Annotated in this window: 12 protein-coding genes, 1 tRNA gene and 2 pseudogenes; 13 read left to right on the top strand and 2 right to left on the bottom strand. The window is 70.7% G+C overall.

The genetic code is table 11. The annotated features are described in order from the left end of the window. Positions 1-58 precede the first annotated feature (58 nt). Both JN350_RS11115 and JN350_RS11120 read left to right on the top strand, forming a co-directional pair. On the top strand, positions 59-1444 hold the full coding sequence (locus tag JN350_RS11115; RefSeq protein ID WP_111085729.1) for a glycine--tRNA ligase: 1386 nt from the start codon (positions 59-61) through the stop codon (positions 1442-1444). 128 nt (positions 1445-1572) lie between these two features. Beyond that, entirely contained in the window at positions 1573-2307 is a 735-nt protein-coding gene (locus JN350_RS11120; protein ID WP_111085728.1) for a DsbA family oxidoreductase, read from the top strand. A 323-nt stretch (positions 2308-2630) separates the two neighbouring features. Here JN350_RS11120 and JN350_RS11125 read toward each other — a convergent pair whose 3' ends face one another. Continuing rightward, entirely contained in the window at positions 2631-3116 is a 486-nt protein-coding gene (locus JN350_RS11125; protein WP_205462244.1) for an aminoacyl-tRNA deacylase, read from the bottom strand. Positions 3117-3163: 47 nt separating this feature from the next. Here JN350_RS11125 and dusB point away from each other — a divergent pair, with 47 nt between their 5' ends. The 11 genes and pseudogenes from dusB (at position 3164) to JN350_RS11180 (ending at position 16579) form a co-directional block, all read left to right on the top strand. Continuing rightward, positions 3164-4318 carry a tRNA dihydrouridine synthase DusB gene (gene dusB / locus JN350_RS11130; protein ID WP_205462245.1) on the top strand — a complete coding sequence of 385 codons (1155 nt, stop codon included), beginning with the start codon at positions 3164-3166 and terminating at the stop codon, positions 4316-4318. Continuing rightward, the gene (locus JN350_RS11135; RefSeq protein WP_205462246.1) at positions 4315-5646 is read left to right on the top strand and encodes a deoxyguanosinetriphosphate triphosphohydrolase; all 1332 of its coding nucleotides are present in this window, start codon (positions 4315-4317) and stop codon (positions 5644-5646) included. The genes dusB and JN350_RS11135 overlap by 4 nt, the downstream gene beginning before the upstream one ends. Before the next feature lie 112 nt (positions 5647-5758). After that, entirely contained in the window at positions 5759-7672 is a 1914-nt protein-coding gene (gene dnaG / locus JN350_RS11140; RefSeq protein ID WP_205462247.1) for a DNA primase, read from the top strand. Between the two features lie 535 nt (positions 7673-8207). Continuing rightward, a complete protein-coding gene (locus JN350_RS11145) occupies positions 8208-9839 on the top strand; it encodes an ABC transporter substrate-binding protein (protein ID WP_205462248.1) in 1632 nt (543 codons plus the stop codon). A 117-nt stretch (positions 9840-9956) separates the two neighbouring features. Beyond that, a complete protein-coding gene (locus JN350_RS11150) occupies positions 9957-11033 on the top strand; it encodes an ABC transporter permease (RefSeq protein ID WP_205464439.1) in 1077 nt (358 codons plus the stop codon). Positions 11034-11035: 2 nt separating this feature from the next. Continuing rightward, positions 11036-12043, top strand: coding sequence for an ABC transporter permease (locus JN350_RS11155; RefSeq protein WP_205462249.1), 1008 nt, complete (start codon positions 11036-11038; stop codon positions 12041-12043). Further along, positions 12040-13727: pseudogene (locus JN350_RS11160) on the top strand (ABC transporter ATP-binding protein). Before JN350_RS11155 ends, JN350_RS11160 begins: the two are co-directional and overlap by 4 nt. A gap of 148 nt (positions 13728-13875) precedes the next feature. Beyond that, complete coding sequence (locus JN350_RS11165; protein ID WP_205462250.1) at positions 13876-14805, top strand: ATP-binding cassette domain-containing protein; 930 nt, start codon at positions 13876-13878, stop codon at positions 14803-14805. Further along, a pseudogene (locus JN350_RS11170) lies at positions 14802-15802 on the top strand (D-isomer specific 2-hydroxyacid dehydrogenase family protein). Before JN350_RS11165 ends, JN350_RS11170 begins: the two are co-directional and overlap by 4 nt. 125 nt (positions 15803-15927) lie before the next feature. Next, a tRNA-Asn gene (locus tag JN350_RS11175) sits at positions 15928-16000 on the top strand. 90 nt (positions 16001-16090) lie between these two features. Continuing rightward, complete coding sequence (locus tag JN350_RS11180) at positions 16091-16579, top strand: hypothetical protein (protein ID WP_205462251.1); 489 nt, start codon at positions 16091-16093, stop codon at positions 16577-16579. A gap of 17 nt (positions 16580-16596) precedes the next feature. Here JN350_RS11180 and def read toward each other — a convergent pair whose 3' ends face one another. Continuing rightward, on the bottom strand, positions 16597-17172 hold the full coding sequence (gene def, locus JN350_RS11185; RefSeq protein ID WP_205462252.1) for a peptide deformylase: 576 nt from the start codon (positions 17170-17172) through the stop codon (positions 16597-16599).

Genomic DNA, 17172 nt, shown 5'->3' on the forward strand with positions numbered 1-17172 from the left:
GTCTTGCCCGGACCGTTTCCGCACCGAGCACCCAGCTCGGCGACCTCTGGAGCACCCTTTGGCACAGCCCTCCCGTCTCGACAGCGTCATCGCCCTGGCCAAGCGCCGCGGCTTCGTCTTCCAGTCGGGTGAGATCTACGGAGGCTCCCGCTCCGCGTGGGACTACGGGCCCCTCGGTGTGGAGCTCAAGGAGAACATCAAGCGCCAGTGGTGGCAGCGGTTCGTCCGCGGCCGCGGCGACATGGTCGGCCTCGACTCCGCCGTCATCCTGCCCCGCAAGGTGTGGGAGGCCTCCGGGCACGTCGCGACGTTCACCGACCCGCTCGTGGAGTGCCTGCACTGCCACCACCGGTTCCGTGAGGACCACCTGATCGAGGCGTTCGTCGCCAAGAAGGGCCGCGACCCCGAGGGCCGCATGGCCGAGATCGCCTGCCCGAACTGCGGCACCCGCGGTGAGTGGACCGAGCCCCGCGAGTTCTCCGGGATGCTCAAGACGTACCTCGGCCCGGTGGAGTCGGAAGAGGGCCTGAACTTCCTGCGCCCCGAGACCGCGCAGGGCATCTTCGTCGACTTCGCGCAGGTCGTCACGACCAGCCGCATGAAGCCCCCGTTCGGCATCGGGCAGGTCGGCAAGGCGTTCCGCAACGAGATCACGCCCGGCAACTTCATCTTCCGCACCCGCGAGTTCGAGCAGATGGAGATCGAGTACTTCGTGCCGCCGGCCGAGGCGGGCGAGCACTACGAGCAGTGGATCGCCGACTCGGTCGCGTTCTACACCGACCTCGGCATCGACCCGGAGAACCTGCGCCGCTTCGACGTGCCGGACGGCGAGCGGGCGCACTACTCCGACGCCACCGCCGACATCGAGTACCGTTTCGGGTTCACCGGATCGGAGTGGGGCGAGCTCATGGGCGTCGCGAACCGCACCGACTTCGACCTCAACAACCACATCGAGTCGTCCGGCCAGGACCTGCGCTTCTTCGACCAGGCCGCCAACGAGAAGTACGTGCCGTACGTCATCGAGCCGTCCTTCGGCCTGACCCGTGCGCTCATGGCGTTCCTGCTCGACTCGTACCACGAGGACGAAGCGCCGAACGCGAAGGGCGGCGTCGACAAGCGCACCGTGCTGCGGCTCGACCCGCGTCTGGCGCCCGTCAAGGCCGCGGTGCTGCCGCTGTCGCGCAACGAGCAGCTCTCGCCGGTCGCCCGCGGCCTGGCCGACGACCTGCGCAAGAACTGGAACGTGGACTTCGACGACGCCGGTGCGATCGGCCGTCGCTACCGTCGCCACGACGAGATCGGTACGCCGTTCTGCATCACCGTCGACTTCGACACGCTCGAGGACAAGGCCGTGACCGTGCGCGAGCGCGACACCATGGCGCAGGAGCGGGTCGCCCTCGACCAGCTGCAGGGCTACCTGGCGCAGCGGCTGCTCGGCGCGTAGGGGTTTCGGCTCCGCAGATCACCGGTGTTCGTGCGTTGCACACCCGCAGTCGGGTGTTCGACCTGCGAACACCGGTGTTCTGCTGCCAGCGGCGGGAATGCGCGCGCAGCGTCCGCGTTGGGATCAGCATGAACGACTCCGTGAAGGTCGATGTCTGGTCGGACATCGCCTGCCCCTGGTGCTACATCGGCAAGCGCAAGTTCGAGGCCGGCGTCGCCGCGTTCGGCGCCTCGGCGGACGGACGCCCGGTCGAGGTCGAGTACCACTCCTTCGAGCTCAGCCCGGACACCCCCGTCGACTTCGAAGGCACCGAGGCCGAGTTCCTGTCGAACCACAAGGGCATGCCCGTCGAGCAGGCGCAGCAGATGCTCGACCAGGTCACCGGCATCGCGGCCTCGGTCGGGCTGGACTACGACTTCGAGGCCATGCACCACACGAACACCGTGAAGGCGCACCAGGTCATCCACCTCGCCAAGCAGCACGGCAAGCAGCTCGACATGGTCGAGCGCCTGTTCACCGCCTACTTCGAGCGCGGCGAGCACGTCGGCGACGACGCGACGCTGGCCGACCTGGCCGCCGAGATCGGGCTCGACCGCGACGAGGTCCTCGCGACGCTCCGCGACGACTCGCAGCTCGCCGCCGTCCGCGCCGACCAGGCCCAGGCGCAGGCCTTCGGCATCAACGGCGTGCCCTTCTTCGTCATCGACGGCAAGTACGGCGTCTCCGGCGCGCAGGACCCGGCAGCGTTCGAGCAGGTGTTGACGCAGGTCGTCGCGCTGCGCGGGACGACTCCGGACGAGGTCGCCTCGGCGACCGAACGCGCTGCGGACGACGCGAGCGCCGACGTGGCGGCGACCCGATGACGGGCGCGACGGTCACCGTCGGGGTGGGGCGGGCCTCCCGTCCGCCACGTCGGTCCCGGACGCGATCTCCGGTCTGGAGGCGCGCCCCGGCCTGCTCACGCTGGTCACGCCCGGCGGTGCGCCGGTCTGCGACGGTGATTCGTGCCTGATCGACGCCGGATCGTTCGCCGGTGCCGAGGGCGACTGGACCGAGGTGCCGGACTGAGGGCTGCGTCGGTCGCGCGCCGCGCGCTGGTGCCGTCGCGCCCCCGTGCTGTCGTCGCGCCCCGACTCTGCGGGGCGCGACGGCTGTGCGGGGCGCGATCCGTCGGTCGCCGGATCGATCAGTCGCGCTGCGGTTCCTCGTCGGTGATGTCGGCGACCGTCGCGCCGTACGCGGCGACGAGGTCGTCGGCATCGACGAAGGCGCTCGCGCCGTGCCGGCCCGCGCCGAGGGCGACCCGTCGACCGACGATGCGTTGGTCGGCGTAGACGGGCAGGTCTCCGGTCGCTCCGATGGGCGTGATCGTGCCGCGTTCGTAGCCCGACGCCTGGAGCGCGGCCTGCGCGTCGGGCATCGAGAGCTTGTTCACCCCGACGACGGTGCGGAGCTTCTTCCACGCGATGCTCCGTCCGCCCGGTACGAGCGCGAGCAGGAAGCCGCCGTCGTGGCGCTTCACGACGAGCGTCTTGACGATGTCGCCGGGATCGATGCCGAGCAGTTCGGCGGCCTGTTGCAGGGAGTCCGCGGCGGGGCGTTCGACGACCTCGACCGTCAGGCCGCGGGCTGCTGCGTCGGTGTCGAACCGGGTGCTGGCGTCGATCGTCATGTGGAGAACGCTACCGGCGAGCACCGACGTGGGAGGATGGAACAGGTATGACGATCACACAAGCCCCAGCACGGCCTCTGCGCATCGGCCCGATCGAGGTCGACGTGCCGGTCGTGCTCGCGCCCATGGCGGGCATCACGAACATGGCGTACCGCCGGCTCTGCCGCGAGTACGGCGCCGGTCTCTACGTCTGCGAGATGATCACCTCGCGCGCACTGGTCGAACGCACCCCCGTGTCGATGCAGCTCATCCAGCACCACGAGTCCGAGACCCCGCGGTCGATCCAGCTGTACGGCGTCGAGCCGAACACCGTGGCCGAGGCCGCTTCGATCCTGGTGGGCGAGGACCGTGCCGACCACATCGACCTGAACTTCGGCTGCCCGGTGCCCAAGGTCACCCGCAAGGGCGGCGGGGCGGCCCTGCCGTGGAAGACCGAGCTGTTCCGCGAACTCGTCACGAAGACCGTCCGCGCCGCAGGGAACGTGCCGGTCACCGTGAAGATGCGCAAGGGCATCGACGAGGACCATCTGACCTACCTCGACGCCGCACGCATCGCGCGGGACGCCGGCGTCGCAGCCGTTTCGCTGCACGCGCGCACCGCGAACGAGCACTACTCCGGGCACGCCGACTGGTCGGCGATCGCGACGCTGAAGGAAGCCGTCACGGACATCCCGATCCTCGGCAACGGGGACATCTGGTCGGCAGCCGACGCACTCCGCATGATCGACGAGACCGGCGCGGACGGCGTCATCGTCGGGCGCGGGTGCCTCGGGCGGCCGTGGCTGTTCGGCGACCTGGCTGCGGCGTTCCGCGGCGAAGGGATCCGCTACATGCCGACCCTGGGCGAGGTGGCCGACGGGTTCCGACGGCACGTCGAACTGCTCGTCGAGTTCTTCGGGTCCGAAGACCACGGCTGCCGCGACGCCCGCAAGCACGTGGCCTGGTACTTCAAGGGGTACCCGATCGGCAGCGACGTGCGGTCCGGTCTCGCGCTGGCGTCGAGCCTGCAGGAGATCGACGACCTGCTCGGCCAGCTCGACCGCGACGCACCGTACCCGGGCGAGGGCGCCGAGGGCCCCCGTGGTCGCTCCGGCAACCCGAAGCGCACCGCCCTGCCCGACCGCTGGCTCGAGTCCCGCGACGTCGACAGCGAGTTCCGCAAGGTCCTCGCCGCCGCCGAGCTGCACCACAGCGGCGGATGAGCGCCACCGCCTCGTACGGCCCGGCCGACGCCGAGCGCTGGCTCCCCGAAGAGCACGGCAACCGCCGATCGGACTTCGCCCGTGACCGCGCCCGGTTGCTGCACTCCAGCGCGCTGCGCCGCCTCGCCGCCAAGACCCAGGTGCTCAGCCCGACGACCGGGCTCGACTTCGCCCGCAACCGCCTGACCCACTCGCTCGAAGTGGCGCAGGTCGGTCGCGAGCTCGCGGACTCGTTGGGCCTCGACCCCGACGTGGTGGACACCGCGTGCCTGGCGCACGACATCGGCCACCCGCCCTTCGGCCACAACGGTGAGACCGCCGTCAACGCCTGGGCCGCCGGCATCGGCGGGTTCGAGGGCAACGCGCAGACGTTGCGGCTGCTCACCCGGCTCGAGCCGAAGGTGTACGGGCTCCGTCCGGGGGCGGGCGCCGCTGCCGGGGCTGGCGCGGGGGCTGGCGCTGGCGTCGAGCGTCCCTACGGGCTCAACCTGACGCGCGCGTCGCTCGACGCCAGCTGCAAGTACCCGTGGCCGGCTGCGCAGGGCGTCTCCGAATCGTCATCGGGTCGGACCAAGTTCGGCTTCTACGACGACGACCACGACGCCTTCGAGTGGCTCCGTGCCGGGGCGCCCCGGCGGCAGCGGTGCATCGAGGCGCAGGTCATGGACCTGTCCGACGACATCGCGTACTCGGTGCACGACTTCGAGGACGCCGTCGTCGCCGGGTTCATCGACGTCGCGGCGCTCGGCGACCGGGTCGGCGAGAACGACATCGTCACCGCGATGCACGCGTGGGTGGGCGACGACCTGAGTCGTGAGGAACTGCTCGAAGCGTTCGACCGCCTCCGGGCCCTGCCGCTCTGGATGACCTCGTACGACGGGTCCCGGCGCGACGCGGCACACCTGAAGAACCTGACCTCGCAGCTGATCGGCCGCTTCGCGCGGACGGCGACGGCCGCGACCCGCGAGTCCTACGCCTCCGGGTCCCTGGTCCGGTTCGCGGCGTCCGTGGTGACACCGCCCGAGATCATCGGCGAGATCGCGGTCCTCAAGGGCATCGTCGCAGCGTTCGTGATGACGCAGGGCAACCGGCAGCCCGTGTACGAAGACCAGCGTCGGATCCTGACCGAGCTGCTCGACGCCCTGGCGGCGTCGGGTGCGTCGGACCTCGAGCCGGGCTTCGCGGCCGACTGGCGTGCGGCGTCCGACGACGACGGGCGGCTCCGCGCCGTGGTCGACCAGGTCGCGAGCCTGACGGACCAAGGGGCGATCGCCTGGCACCGTCGGTTGGTCGTCGGCGAGCGGGAAGCCGTCCACATACCGGTGTGAGCGGGGCCTCGGCGGTTCGTCCACGTCGCGGGGCCGCGGTCGGCCTCGGTGGCTCGTCCACGTCTCGGGTCCGCGGTCGGCCGAGGTCGGTCCCACGAACTAGGATCAGAGGGTGGCTGGCAGGATCGCGCGGAACGACATCGACGAGGTCCGCTCGCGTGTCAACATCGCCGACGTCGTCGGCGACTACGTCACGCTGAAGAACGCGGGCGTCGGCTCGATGAAGGGGCTCTGCCCCTTCCACGACGAACGGTCTCCGTCGTTCCACGTCCGGCCCCAGGTCGGCCGGTACCACTGCTTCGGGTGCGGCGAGGACGGCGACGTCTTCAGCTTCATCATGGCGCAGGACCACACCACCTTCGCCGAGGCCGTCGAGCGCATGGCCGCGAAGATCGGCTTCACCCTGCACTACGAAGAGGGCGACGGGCCGCGCACCGACTACAACACCCGCGCCCGGTTGATCGCCGCCAACGAAGCCGCGCTCGAGTTCTACACGGCGCAGCTCACCACCGCCGCGGCCGACCCCGCACGGCGGTTCCTGGGGGAACGCGGGTTCGACCCCTCGGCGGCGCAGCACTTCGGCGTCGGCTTCGCCCCGAAGTCGTACGACATGCTCAAGGACCACCTGCGCGGTCGGGGCTTCACGCTCGAGGAACTCACCTCGGCCGGGCTCGTCAGCCAGGGCGACCGATCGCCGTACGACCGGTTCCGCGGGCGCCTCATGTGGCCGATCCGCGACGTCACCGGGGCGACGATCGGGTTCGGTGCGCGTCGCCTGCTCGAGGACGACAAGGGGCCGAAGTACCTCAACACGCCCGAGACCCCGATCTACCACAAGAGCCAGGTGCTCTACGGGCTCGACCTGGCCCGCCGCGACATCTCGAAGCAGAAGCAGGTCGTGATCGTCGAGGGCTACACCGACGTCATGGCCTGCCACGTCGCCGGCATCACCACCGCGGTCGCCACGTGCGGCACCTCGTTCGGCGTCGACCACATCAAGGTGCTCCGCCCGATGCTCGGTGACCTGGCCGGCGCCGACCCGAACGCCAACGGCGAGGTCGTCTTCACCTTCGACCCGGACGAGGCCGGGCAGCGTGCCGCATCCCGCGCCTTCGCCGAGGAACAGCGGTTCGCGGCGCAGACCTTCGTCGCCGTGGCCCCCGGTGGCCTCGACCCGTGCGACCTCCGGCTCGCCCGCGGCGACGACGCCATCCGCCGTCTGATCACGAACAAGCGCCCGATGTTCGAGTTCATGATCCGCCGCACGTTGGATGGCCACGACCTCGAGACGGTCGAGGGCCGCGTCAGTGCCCTCCGCGCCGCCGCGCCCGTGCTCGCCGGCATCCGCGACCGCTCGCTCACGCAGGGGTACGTCCGCGAGCTCGCCGGCTGGCTCGGCATGGACATGCCCGAGGTCCGTCGATCGGTCGAGACCGCGCGTCGGCGTGCGGGGTCGACGGACGATCGGTCAGGAGGCCCGGGGCGCGACGGTCGCGCCGGTCACGCCACCGACGGGGCCGGTGTGGTCGAGGAGCCCGTCGCCGGGATCCGCTCGCTGCCGAACGACCCGATCAGCCGCATGGAGCGCGACGCCGTCATGGCGATGGTGCAGCAGCCGACCTCGGTCGGAGCGCCGCTGCTCGGGCTGGCCGCCTCCGCCACGTTCTCGGCGCCGATGCTCGCCGTCGTGCGCGACGCCGTGGTCGCCAACGTCGACGTCATCGGGGCGGGGGACTGGCTCGACCGGTTGCTCGCCGACGTGCCGACCCCGTTGCGCACCCTGACGCACGAGCTGGCCCTGGCACCGATCCCCGCCCGCAACGCCGAGGACCTCGCCGCGTACTGCCGGAGCATCGTCGTCGCCCTGGTCGAGCGGGACCTGCTCGCCCGCAAGGCCTCGCTGCTCGGACAACTGCAGCGTGCGGACCCGCACGAGCAGGCCGAGCGGCGCGCCGAGATCCAGCGGCAGCTCGTGGACATCGACGCGCAGCGCATGCGGCTCCGCGCCGACGCCGAGGCGTCCTAGCCCCTCGCCCTCGCCGCCCGAGTGCTGGGCGCCTGGCGCGCGGCCGTGTTGGGCGTCGAGTGGTCGCAAGTCGTCGACTGGCCGGGGTTCGGCCGACGGGACGTGACCGCTCGGGGAGGGACGGGCGGTGTGTCGTGACCGGTCGGCGGGCGCGAGGGACGGGGCCGACGCGGGGCGAGCCTCCAGGCCGGACGTGCCGCGTGTTGGGCGTCGAGTGGTCGCAAGTCGTCGACTGGCCTGGGATCGGCCGACGGGACGTGACCGCTCGGGGAGGGACGGGCGGTGTGTCGTGACCGGTCGGCGGGGGCGAGCACCCAGGTTGCAGCGCGCAACATTCGTGTGCGGCGCGCCGGGTCGATGCGCACGGATGATGCATCACGCGACGGGTGCTTGCATTACAGCGGTGTAAACAAATCGCTCCCGGTTCGATCTGTTCCGTGACAGGGTGATACCAATGAGCGTTCCTGGCCGGGCACACAGACGTACCACCCGCCGGCCAGGACACTTGCACCCATCTTCAAGAGAGGCATCGAACATGGCATCCGTGTTCAAGAAGCACACAGCCACGTGGGGCAGGCGCGGCATCGCGCTCGGCGCCGGAGCAGCAGCGACGGCGCTGGTGCTGACCGGCTGCGCGAGCAGCAGCGTGAGCGACACCGAGCTGAACGGCCTGAGCATCGGGACGACGGACAAGATCACGTCCCTCGACCCGGCCGGCTCCTACGACAACGGCTCCTTCGCCGTGCAGAACCAGGTCTTCCCGTTCCTGATGAACACGCCCGTGGGCAGCCCGGACGTCGAGCCGGACATCGCCACGAAGGCGGAGTTCACCAGCCCGACCACGTACGAGGTCACGCTCAAGGACGGCCTCGAGTTCGCCAACGGCAACAAGCTCACCTCGAGCGACGTGAAGTTCTCGTTCGACCGCGAGCTCAAGATCAACAACGAGAACGGCCCGCAGTCGCTGCTGGCCAACCTCAAGAGCATCGACACCCCGGACGACACGACCGTGGTGTTCAACCTCGACCACGCCGACCAGACCTGGCCGCAGGTGCTCTCGAGCCCCGCTGGCCCGATCGTCGACGAGGACGTCTTCAGCGCGACGAAGCTCACCAGCGCCGACGACATCGTCAAGGGCAAGGCGTTCGCCGGGCAGTACCAGATCAGCTCCTACAAGGAGAACCAGCTGATCCAGTACAAGACCAACCCGAAGTACGACGGCCTGCTCGGCAAGGCGAAGACGTCCGAGGTGACGGCCAACTACTACACCAAGGAGACCGACCTCAAGCTCGCCGTGCAGAAGGGCGACGTCGACGTGGCGTACCGCTCCCTGACGCCGACCGACATCTCGGACCTGCGCAAGGACGACAAGCTCAAGGTCACCGACGGCCCCGGCGGCGAGATCCGCTACGTGGTCTTCAACTTCAAGACGCAGCCGTACGGCACCGGGCAGGACGACGCCGACGAGGCGAAGGCCCTCGCCGTCCGCCAGGCCGCCGCTGACGTGGTCGACCGTGCCGCCCTGGCGAAGGAGGTCTACAACGACACCTTCACGCCGCTGTACTCGATGGTGCCGGACGGCCTCACCGGTGCGGTCCAGCCGTTCAAGGACATGTACGGTGACGGCGACGGTGGACCCGACGTCGACAAGGCGAAGAAGACCCTCGCCGACGCCGGTGTCTCCGGCAAGGTGCAGCTCGACATCCAGTACGCGCCCGACCACTACGGTTCGGCCTCGGACGACGAGTACGCGCTGCTGAAGACGCAGCTCGAGGACTCGGGCCTGTTCACCGTCAACATCCAGTCGACGGTCTACACGACCTACGCCCAGGAGCGCACGAAGGACGCGTACCCGGAGTACCAGCTCGGCTGGTTCCCGGACTTCTCCGACGCCGACAACTACCTGTCGCCGTTCTTCACCAAGGAGAACTTCGTCCAGAACCACTACGACGACTCGGTCATCCAGGACCTCATCGCGAAGGAGCAGGCGGAGTCCGACCCGGACAAGCGTGCCGACCTGATCGAGCAGGCCCAGGAGCGCGAGGCATCGCAGATCTCGACGCTGCCCCTGCTGCAGGGCAAGTCCGTCGCCGTCGCCGGCAAGGACGTCAAGGGCCTGACCCTCGACGCCTCGTTCAAGTTCCGGTACGCCACCCTCAGCAAGTAGCACCACGCCCCTCGCGCAGGCCGCGGGCGTTCCCACGAGGAACGCCCGCGTGCCTGCGCACCGGCATGAAAGGCACCCCTCCCCGTGACCCTGAGCACCCCTGAGGCGACCCAGGACGTGAACGGCACCGATCCGACCAAGCCGCAGGCACAACGTCGTGCCAAGAGCAGTGGCGGCGGACTCGGCCGGTACGTCCTCGTCAGGTTCCTCCTCATCATCCCGACCGTCTTCATCCTGGTGACGCTCGTGTTCTTCCTGATGCGCGTCATCGGGAACCCGATCACCGCGTCGGTCGGCGGCCGACTCACCCCGACGCAGCTGCAGGAACGCCTGCACGCCGCCGGGTACGACCGTCCCGTGCTCGTGCAGTACTTCGAGTACCTCGGCGGCATCCTGCGCGGTGACTTCGGCAACGCGTCGACCGACAACCGGCCGATCACCGAGATCATCCTGCAGTACGGCGGCGCGACCGCCGAGCTCGTCTTCTACGCCCTCATCGTCGCGCTCGTGCTCGGCATCCCGCTCGGCATGCTGGCCGCGTACACGCGCGACAAGTGGCCCGACGTGCTGCTCCGTGCCCTCGCGATCCTGACGTACGCGACCCCGGTGTTCTTCGGCGGTCTGCTGCTCAAGCTCGTCTTCTCGGTGTGGCTCGGCTGGCTGCCGCTCGGCGACCGCGCGTCGACCAGGGTTGAGCTCATCCTCGACGGCATCCCCGGCGCGAGCGGCATCTACATCATCGACGCGCTCCGGACCGGCAACGCGGCGGTCATCGGCGACGTGCTGCAGCACGCCGTCCTGCCGGCGCTGACCCTCGGACTCCTGACAGCCGGCATCTTCCTGCGCCTGGTGCGCGCGAACATGATCGGATCGCTCGGCTCCGAGTACGTCGACGCGGCCCGCTCCCGCGGCGTCCGCGAGTCGCGGCTGGTCCGGACGCACGCGTTCCGCCCCGCCCTCGTGCCGATCATCACCGTGATGGGCCTGCAGATCGCGATGCTGCTGGGCGGTTCGGTCCTGACCGAGACCACCTTCGGGTGGCGCGGCCTGGGCTTCGAGCTCAACCAGTACCTGTCGGCCCGCGACTTCGTCGCGGTCCAGGGCATCGTCGCGATGCTGGCGGTGATCGTCGCGGTGACCAACTTCATCGTCGACGTCGTCGCCGCCCTGATCGACCCGAGAGTGAGGTTCTGACGATGGCCGACACCACCCTCGTCGACCGCCACGAGCCGCTCTGGAAGCGGCTGCCCGTGGTGGTCCAGCTCCGCAAGAGCACCGGCTGGCAGCGCGCCATGCTCATCGTCGGCGTGGTCATCTGCGCCCTGTACCTGCTCGTCGCGGTCTTCGCGCCGCTCCTGGCCCCGTACGGCTTCGGCCAGCTGCAGGGCGCGGACGGCGAGAGCTTCCCACGTACCGGCGCACCGAGCGCCGAGCACGTCTGGGGCACCACCGTCGGCGGGTTCGACGTGTTCAGCCGGGTGATCTACGGGGCCCGGACCGCGGTCCTCGTCGTGATCGTCGCGGTCGTCGTGTCGATCATCGTGGGCGTCCTGCTCGGCCTGGTCTCCGGCTACCTGGGCGGCTGGCTCGACCGGGTCCTCGTCGTGGTCGCCGACGCGATCTACGCGTTCCCCTCGCTGCTGCTCGCGATCGTCGTGTCGATCGTGATCTCCGGTGGCAACTCGAGCTACTCGGGCGGCATCATCGCGGCGGCGATCTCGATCACCGTCGTCTACGTGCCGCAGTACTTCCGGGTGGTCCGTGCCGAGGCCGTGCGCCTGAAGAACGACGCGTTCGTCGAGTCGGCGCGCGTGATGGGCACGAACCCGTGGCGCATCATGATCCGCCACGTGCTGCGGAACTCGACGAGGTCCCTGCCGCTCATCCTGACGCTCAACGCCAGCGACGCGATCCTGACCCTGGCTGGCCTCGGCTTCCTCGGGTTCGGCATCGGGCCGACGTCCGGCGCCGAGTGGGGCTACGACCTGAGCCGTGCGCTGTCCGACGTCGCGAGCGGCGTCTGGTGGACCGGTGTCTACCCGGGTGTCGCGATCGTGGTGCTCGTGCTCGGTGTGACGTTCATCGGCGAGAGCCTCAACGACATCTCCGATCCCCGTCTGCGTGCGCGCCGACGGCTGAAGCAACTGGTGTCCACGCGCGACGCGCGCGACACGGCAGCACGCGCGGAAGGAACCGGCGCATGACGAACGCAGCAGTCACCCAGGACGAGCACGCACCCGTGGTCGTCGTCGACGACCTCACGGTCACCTTCGCCACCGACGGCGGTGCCGTCGACGCGGTGAAGGGCGTCAGCCTCGACGTCCGTCCCGGCGAGGTCCTCGCTCTGGTCGGCGAGTCCGGCTCCGGCAAGTCCGTCACGGCTCGTGCCATGCTCCGGCTGATGCCCGAGACGGCGACGCTCGGCGGCGCGGTGCTGCTCGACGGCACCGACGTCGTCACCGTCGGCGCGCAGAAGCTCCGCAGCCTGCGGGGGACCGCCGGTGCGATGGTCTTCCAGGAGCCGTCGACCGCGCTCAACCCGGTCTTCACGGTCGGGTGGCAGATCGCCGAGGGGCTCCGCGCCCACGGCGGCATGTCCAGGAAGGAAGCGCGCGCGAAGGCCATCGACTACCTCGGCCGCGTCGGCATCCCCGACCCCGAGACCCGCGTCGACCACTACCCGCACCAGTTCTCCGGCGGCCAGAAGCAGCGGGTCGTCATCGCGAGTGCCCTGGCCCTCGAGCCGTCGGTGATCATCGCCGACGAGCCGACCACGGCGCTCGACGTGACGGTGCAGGCCGAGATCCTCGACCTGCTCCGCCGCTGCCGCGACGAGTTCGGCACGGCGATCGTGATCATCACCCACAACATGGGCGTGGTGGCCGACCTGGCCGACCGCGTCGCCGTCATGTACCAGGGCGAGATCGTGGAAGAGGCATCGGCGACGGACCTCTTCGCGCGTCCGCAAGCCGACTACACGAAGCGGCTGCTCGCGGCGGTGCCCCGACTCGAGGCGTCGACGGGCACCGCCCGCCGCGCCGCGATCACCGAGGACGTCACCCCGCTGGTCGAGGCGAAGGGGCTCGAGATCGAGTACCCCGGCCGCCTCGGCTCGCCCGCGTTCCGCGCCGTGAAGGGCGTCGACCTGGCGATCCGTCCCGGCGAGGTCCTCGGGCTGGTGGGGAGTCCGGCTCCGGCAAGACCACGATCGGTCGCGCCATGGCCGGACTGACGAAGGTCACCGGCGGCTCGCTGATGGTCCTCGGCGCCGAGATGCTCGGCTACCGGGAGCGTGAGTTCAAGCACCTGCGCAAGGACATCGGGTTCGTGTTCCAGGACCCGGCGACGTCGTTCAACCCGCTGCTCACGATCGCCGAGTGCGTCGCCGAGCCGCTGGTCGTCCACAAGGAGGTCTCGAGTCCGCGTGCAGCACGGGCGCGGGTCGACGAACTCCTCGAGGCGGTCCAGCTGCCGAAGGCGTACGGCGATCGCTACCCGCACGAGCTCTCCGGTGGGCAGCGCCAGCGTGCCTCGCTCGCCCGGTCGCTCGCGCTCCGACCGAAGCTGCTCATCGCCGACGAGCCGACGAGTGCGCTCGACGTGTCGGTGCAGGCTCGCGTGCTCGAGCTCTTCCTCGAACTCCAGCAAGACCTGGGCTTCGCCTCGCTGTTCATCAGCCACGACCTGGCGGTCGTGGGCGCGCTGTCCGACCGGATCGCCGTGCTCTACCGCGGCGACCTGGTCGAGGTGGGCACGACGGCGCAGGTCCTCGGCGCCCCGCAGCACCCGTACACGCAGCGCCTGCTGGCGTCGCTCCCGGTGCCGGACCCTGCGGAGCAGGCCGAGCGACGGCGTACGCTGGAGCAACTGGAGAACGCCGGGTCCTGACCCGACGTGACCCGCCCAGGAGGCCCGTCCTGCGTCGTCGACGCACGCCGGGCCTCCTGGACGGTCGTCTCCACAGCTGTACGCACGACGGTCCTGCCAGCGCGGTCCGTCGCGAACCGCCGCCAGGGGGCGGCGTGGAAGGGGACCCATGATCGCGGTCAACGGACCGGCGGTCGTCGCGGACGACGTGTCGATCGAGTACCGGGGCGGACGGGGGTCCGAGTCGATCCGAGCCGTCGACGGGGTCAGCCTGACGGTGCGGCAGGGCGAGATCCTCGCACTGCTCGGTGAGTCGGGGTCGGGCAAGTCGACCTTCGCCGCCGCGATCGCGGGGCAGCTCGGGTCGCACGGCGAGGGTGACGGGGCGCTGCGCCGGCACATCGTCGGGGGCGAACTGACCGTCCTCGGCCAGAAGACCCGCGGGCTGCGCGGTTCGTCCCGCAAGCTCGAGCGGTTGAGCGGCCGGATCGGCTACCTGCCGCAGGACGGCGCCGACCGGCTCAGCCCGGACCTCACCGTCGGCGAGGCCATCGCCGAGCCGATCTACCAGCGCGACCGCCGCTTCGACCGCAAGGAGGCGGGCCTGATCGTCGCGCGCCTGGTCGACGCCGTGCACCTGCCGCTCGGCGTGATGCGGCTGAACACCTGGGAACTCTCCAGCGGGCAGCGGCAGCGCGTCGCCCTGGCGCGGGCCCTCGTGCTCGAACCCCAGCTCCTGGTCGCCGACGAACCCGCTCGCGGCGTCGACGTGCTCGTGCGCCAGTCGGTGCTCGAGGCCCTGGCGACCCTGCAGCGCAACCGGCAGTTCTCCGCCGTCGTGGTGTCCAGCGACCTGCGCGAAGCCGGCGCCCTGGCCGACCGTGTCGCCGTGATGGCCGATGCCCGGCTGGTCGGCCTCGGCACCTTCGACGAGGTCCTCGACAACCCCGTCGACCCCTACGTCAAGACCCTGGCTGCGACCGCGGCCCGCGGCGTGAAGCGTCGCCCGGCGCCCACCACCCCGCGCCGCTCGACGGCGCCACGCCGACCGGTCGCCGCCGGCACCGGCCCCCGCACGGACCGACAGGAGAACCCGTGAGCACCGCCACCCGAGGCCACCGCGCCGTCGTCCCCACCTCCGGCGCCCCGCTGCCGATCGACGCACCGCAGCCCGGCCCCGTCGCCGTGCTGCCGGAGCCGACCGACCTGCACGTCACCGCGGTGACCGAGGCCGGCGGGACCGTCGTGCCGCTCGACGCGGACACTCGCGGGCTCGTCTGGCTGGACCCCGCGACCCGTCCGGCCTGGCGGACGCGCTCGACGCCGCTCCGGGGATCGGCTGGGTGCAGCTGCCGTTCGCCGGGGTCGACGCCTTCGCGCACCTCATCCAGGAGCACGGCGACCGCGTGCTCTTCACCTCGGCGAAGGGCGCGTACGCGGAGCCCGTCGCCGAGCACGCCCTGGCGCTGACGCTCGGGACGCTGCGGGTCCTGCAGAAGCGCGCTCGTGCACACTCGTGGGCGACCGAGCCCGAGGGCGTGTCGCTCTACGGCCGGAACGTCGTCGTCGTCGGCGCCGGCGGGATCGCGCTCGAGTACATCCGCCTGCTCGCCCCGTTCGACGTCGACGTCACCGTGGTGCGTCGCTCGGCCGACCCGGTGGACGGCGCATCGCGCACCGTCACCACCGACCAGCTCGATCACGTCCTGCCGGACGCCGACGTCGTGATGATCGCAGCGGCCATGACCTCGGGCACCGCGAAGCTCTTCGGCGAGCGGCAGTTCGCGATCATGAAGCCGTCCGCCCGGCTCGTCAACATCGCCCGCGGGGGACTCGTCGACACCGACGCGCTGGTCGAGGCCCTGCGCACCGGTGCGATCGCCGCCGCAGGGGTCGACGTCACCGACCCCGAGCCGTTGCCCGACGGCCACCCGCTCTGGTCCGAGCCCGGCGCGGTCATCACGCCGCACCAGGCGGACACCCCGGAGATGGTCGCGCCGTTGCTCGCCGAGCGGGTGCGACTCAACACCACGGCGTTCCTCGACGGCGGCGGCGAGGGTTTCGTCGGCGTCGTCGACCCGGTCGCCGGGTACTGAGGGACGGCGCTGCACCGGGGCCCGCACCGCGGCGCGCCCGGGCGGCGTGTCCGATGCGGTGAGGGCCCTGCGGTGCTGCTATGCTGTTACCCGTTGTTCGCACGACATTCGCCAGCGGACAGTGATCCTCGATAGCTCAATTGGCAGAGCAGCCGGCTGTTAACCGGCAGGTTGTTGGTTCGAGTCCAACTCGGGGAGCAACAGACCCTCACCCTCTCGGGTGGGGGTCTTCTGCGTTTCGGCACTGCTCGGTGCTTGCTGCCCGGTGCTTGCTGTTAGCGTTCACAGGTGCACCGATCCCGTCCGCCCCGCGCCGTGCTCGTCGGCGCGCTGCTCGCGGCGGTCATCGCGCCCGTGCTGGTCGGGTGCAGCGGTGCCGGACCGGACACCGATTCGTCGGAGGAACCCACCAGCTCGGAGACCGGGCTCGGTTCGGGCGCCTCGCCGGTCGTGTTCGCCTTCGTGTGCGACGACGGCGACCGCGAGACCTACACGACGTACTCGGCGGTGTGGGAGGACGAGCGGACCTCGTGCACCGCGAAGCGGCTCACGGGCTCGGTGCCGTCGACGCAACAGCAGGCCGCGGTCGACGCGACCCGCGGTGACGCCACCCTCGTCGAGCTCGCGAGCACCTGCGCCGTGACCGGCACGGACCCGTGGACGTCGGCCGTGGCCGACGACGGCGCAGCGCACGTCGCCGCCGGCCTCCTGCAGTACTGCCCGGGGCACCCGGAGACCGACCACCTGCGCGACGCGCTGTCGACGTACCGGAGCTGAGCCGGGCCTCCTGGCCGTCAGCCCTCGGGGTGGTCGCGACCCGGCAGCCACGACTGGCCGGGGCCGCCCCAGCTGTTCTTGCGGATGGCCTTGGCGACCTGCTTGGCGTAGGGGTGCACCAGGCGGTCGGCGTAGAGCCAGCCGTCCAGGTGGTCGTACTCGTGCTGGAAGATGCGCGCGAGCCAGCCGTCGGCCCGGACCTCGAACGGTTCGCCGTGCTCGTCGAACGCGCGGAGCAGTGCGCTGCCGGAGCGTCGGAGCGGGAAGCGCTCGCCCGGCACGGACAGGCACCCCTCGGACTCGTCGTCCTCGTCGAGCTCGTCGACCGACTCCGGGACCGGCGGGCTGATCCAGAGGACGGGATTCACGGCGGCGGCACGGTGCAGGACGTCTTCGTCGTCGGTGTACGAGTACACGAACAGGCGCTTGCCGACGCCGACCTGGGGTCCGGCCAGCCCGACGCCGGGGGCGAGGTCCATGGTCTCGAACATGTCGGCGACGAGGGAACGGAGGTCGTCATCGAACTCGGTGACCTCAGCTGCACGCTCGTGCAGGACGGGTTCGCCGGTGATGCGGATCGGGAGAACGGCCAT

Origin of the sequence: Curtobacterium sp. 24E2 (genome assembly GCF_016925595.1) — a bacterium.
Lineage (GTDB): Bacteria > Actinomycetota > Actinomycetes > Actinomycetales > Microbacteriaceae > Curtobacterium.

Excerpts from the sequence above, each read along its gene's own strand:
- JN350_RS11120 (WP_111085728.1), top strand. The coding sequence starts at position 1,573 with ATGAACGACTCCGTGAAGGTCGATGTCTGGTCGGACATCGCCTGCCCC.
- JN350_RS11125 (WP_205462244.1), bottom strand. The coding sequence starts at position 3,116 with ATGACGATCGACGCCAGCACCCGGTTCGACACCGACGCAGCAGCCCGC.
- dusB (WP_205462245.1), top strand. The coding sequence starts at position 3,164 with ATGACGATCACACAAGCCCCAGCACGGCCTCTGCGCATCGGCCCGATC.
- JN350_RS11135 (WP_205462246.1), top strand. The coding sequence starts at position 4,315 with ATGAGCGCCACCGCCTCGTACGGCCCGGCCGACGCCGAGCGCTGGCTC.
- JN350_RS11145 (WP_205462248.1), top strand. The coding sequence starts at position 8,208 with ATGGCATCCGTGTTCAAGAAGCACACAGCCACGTGGGGCAGGCGCGGC.
- JN350_RS11155 (WP_205462249.1), top strand. The coding sequence starts at position 11,036 with ATGGCCGACACCACCCTCGTCGACCGCCACGAGCCGCTCTGGAAGCGG.
- JN350_RS11165 (WP_205462250.1), top strand. The coding sequence starts at position 13,876 with ATGATCGCGGTCAACGGACCGGCGGTCGTCGCGGACGACGTGTCGATC.
- def (WP_205462252.1), bottom strand. The coding sequence starts at position 17,172 with ATGGCCGTTCTCCCGATCCGCATCACCGGCGAACCCGTCCTGCACGAG.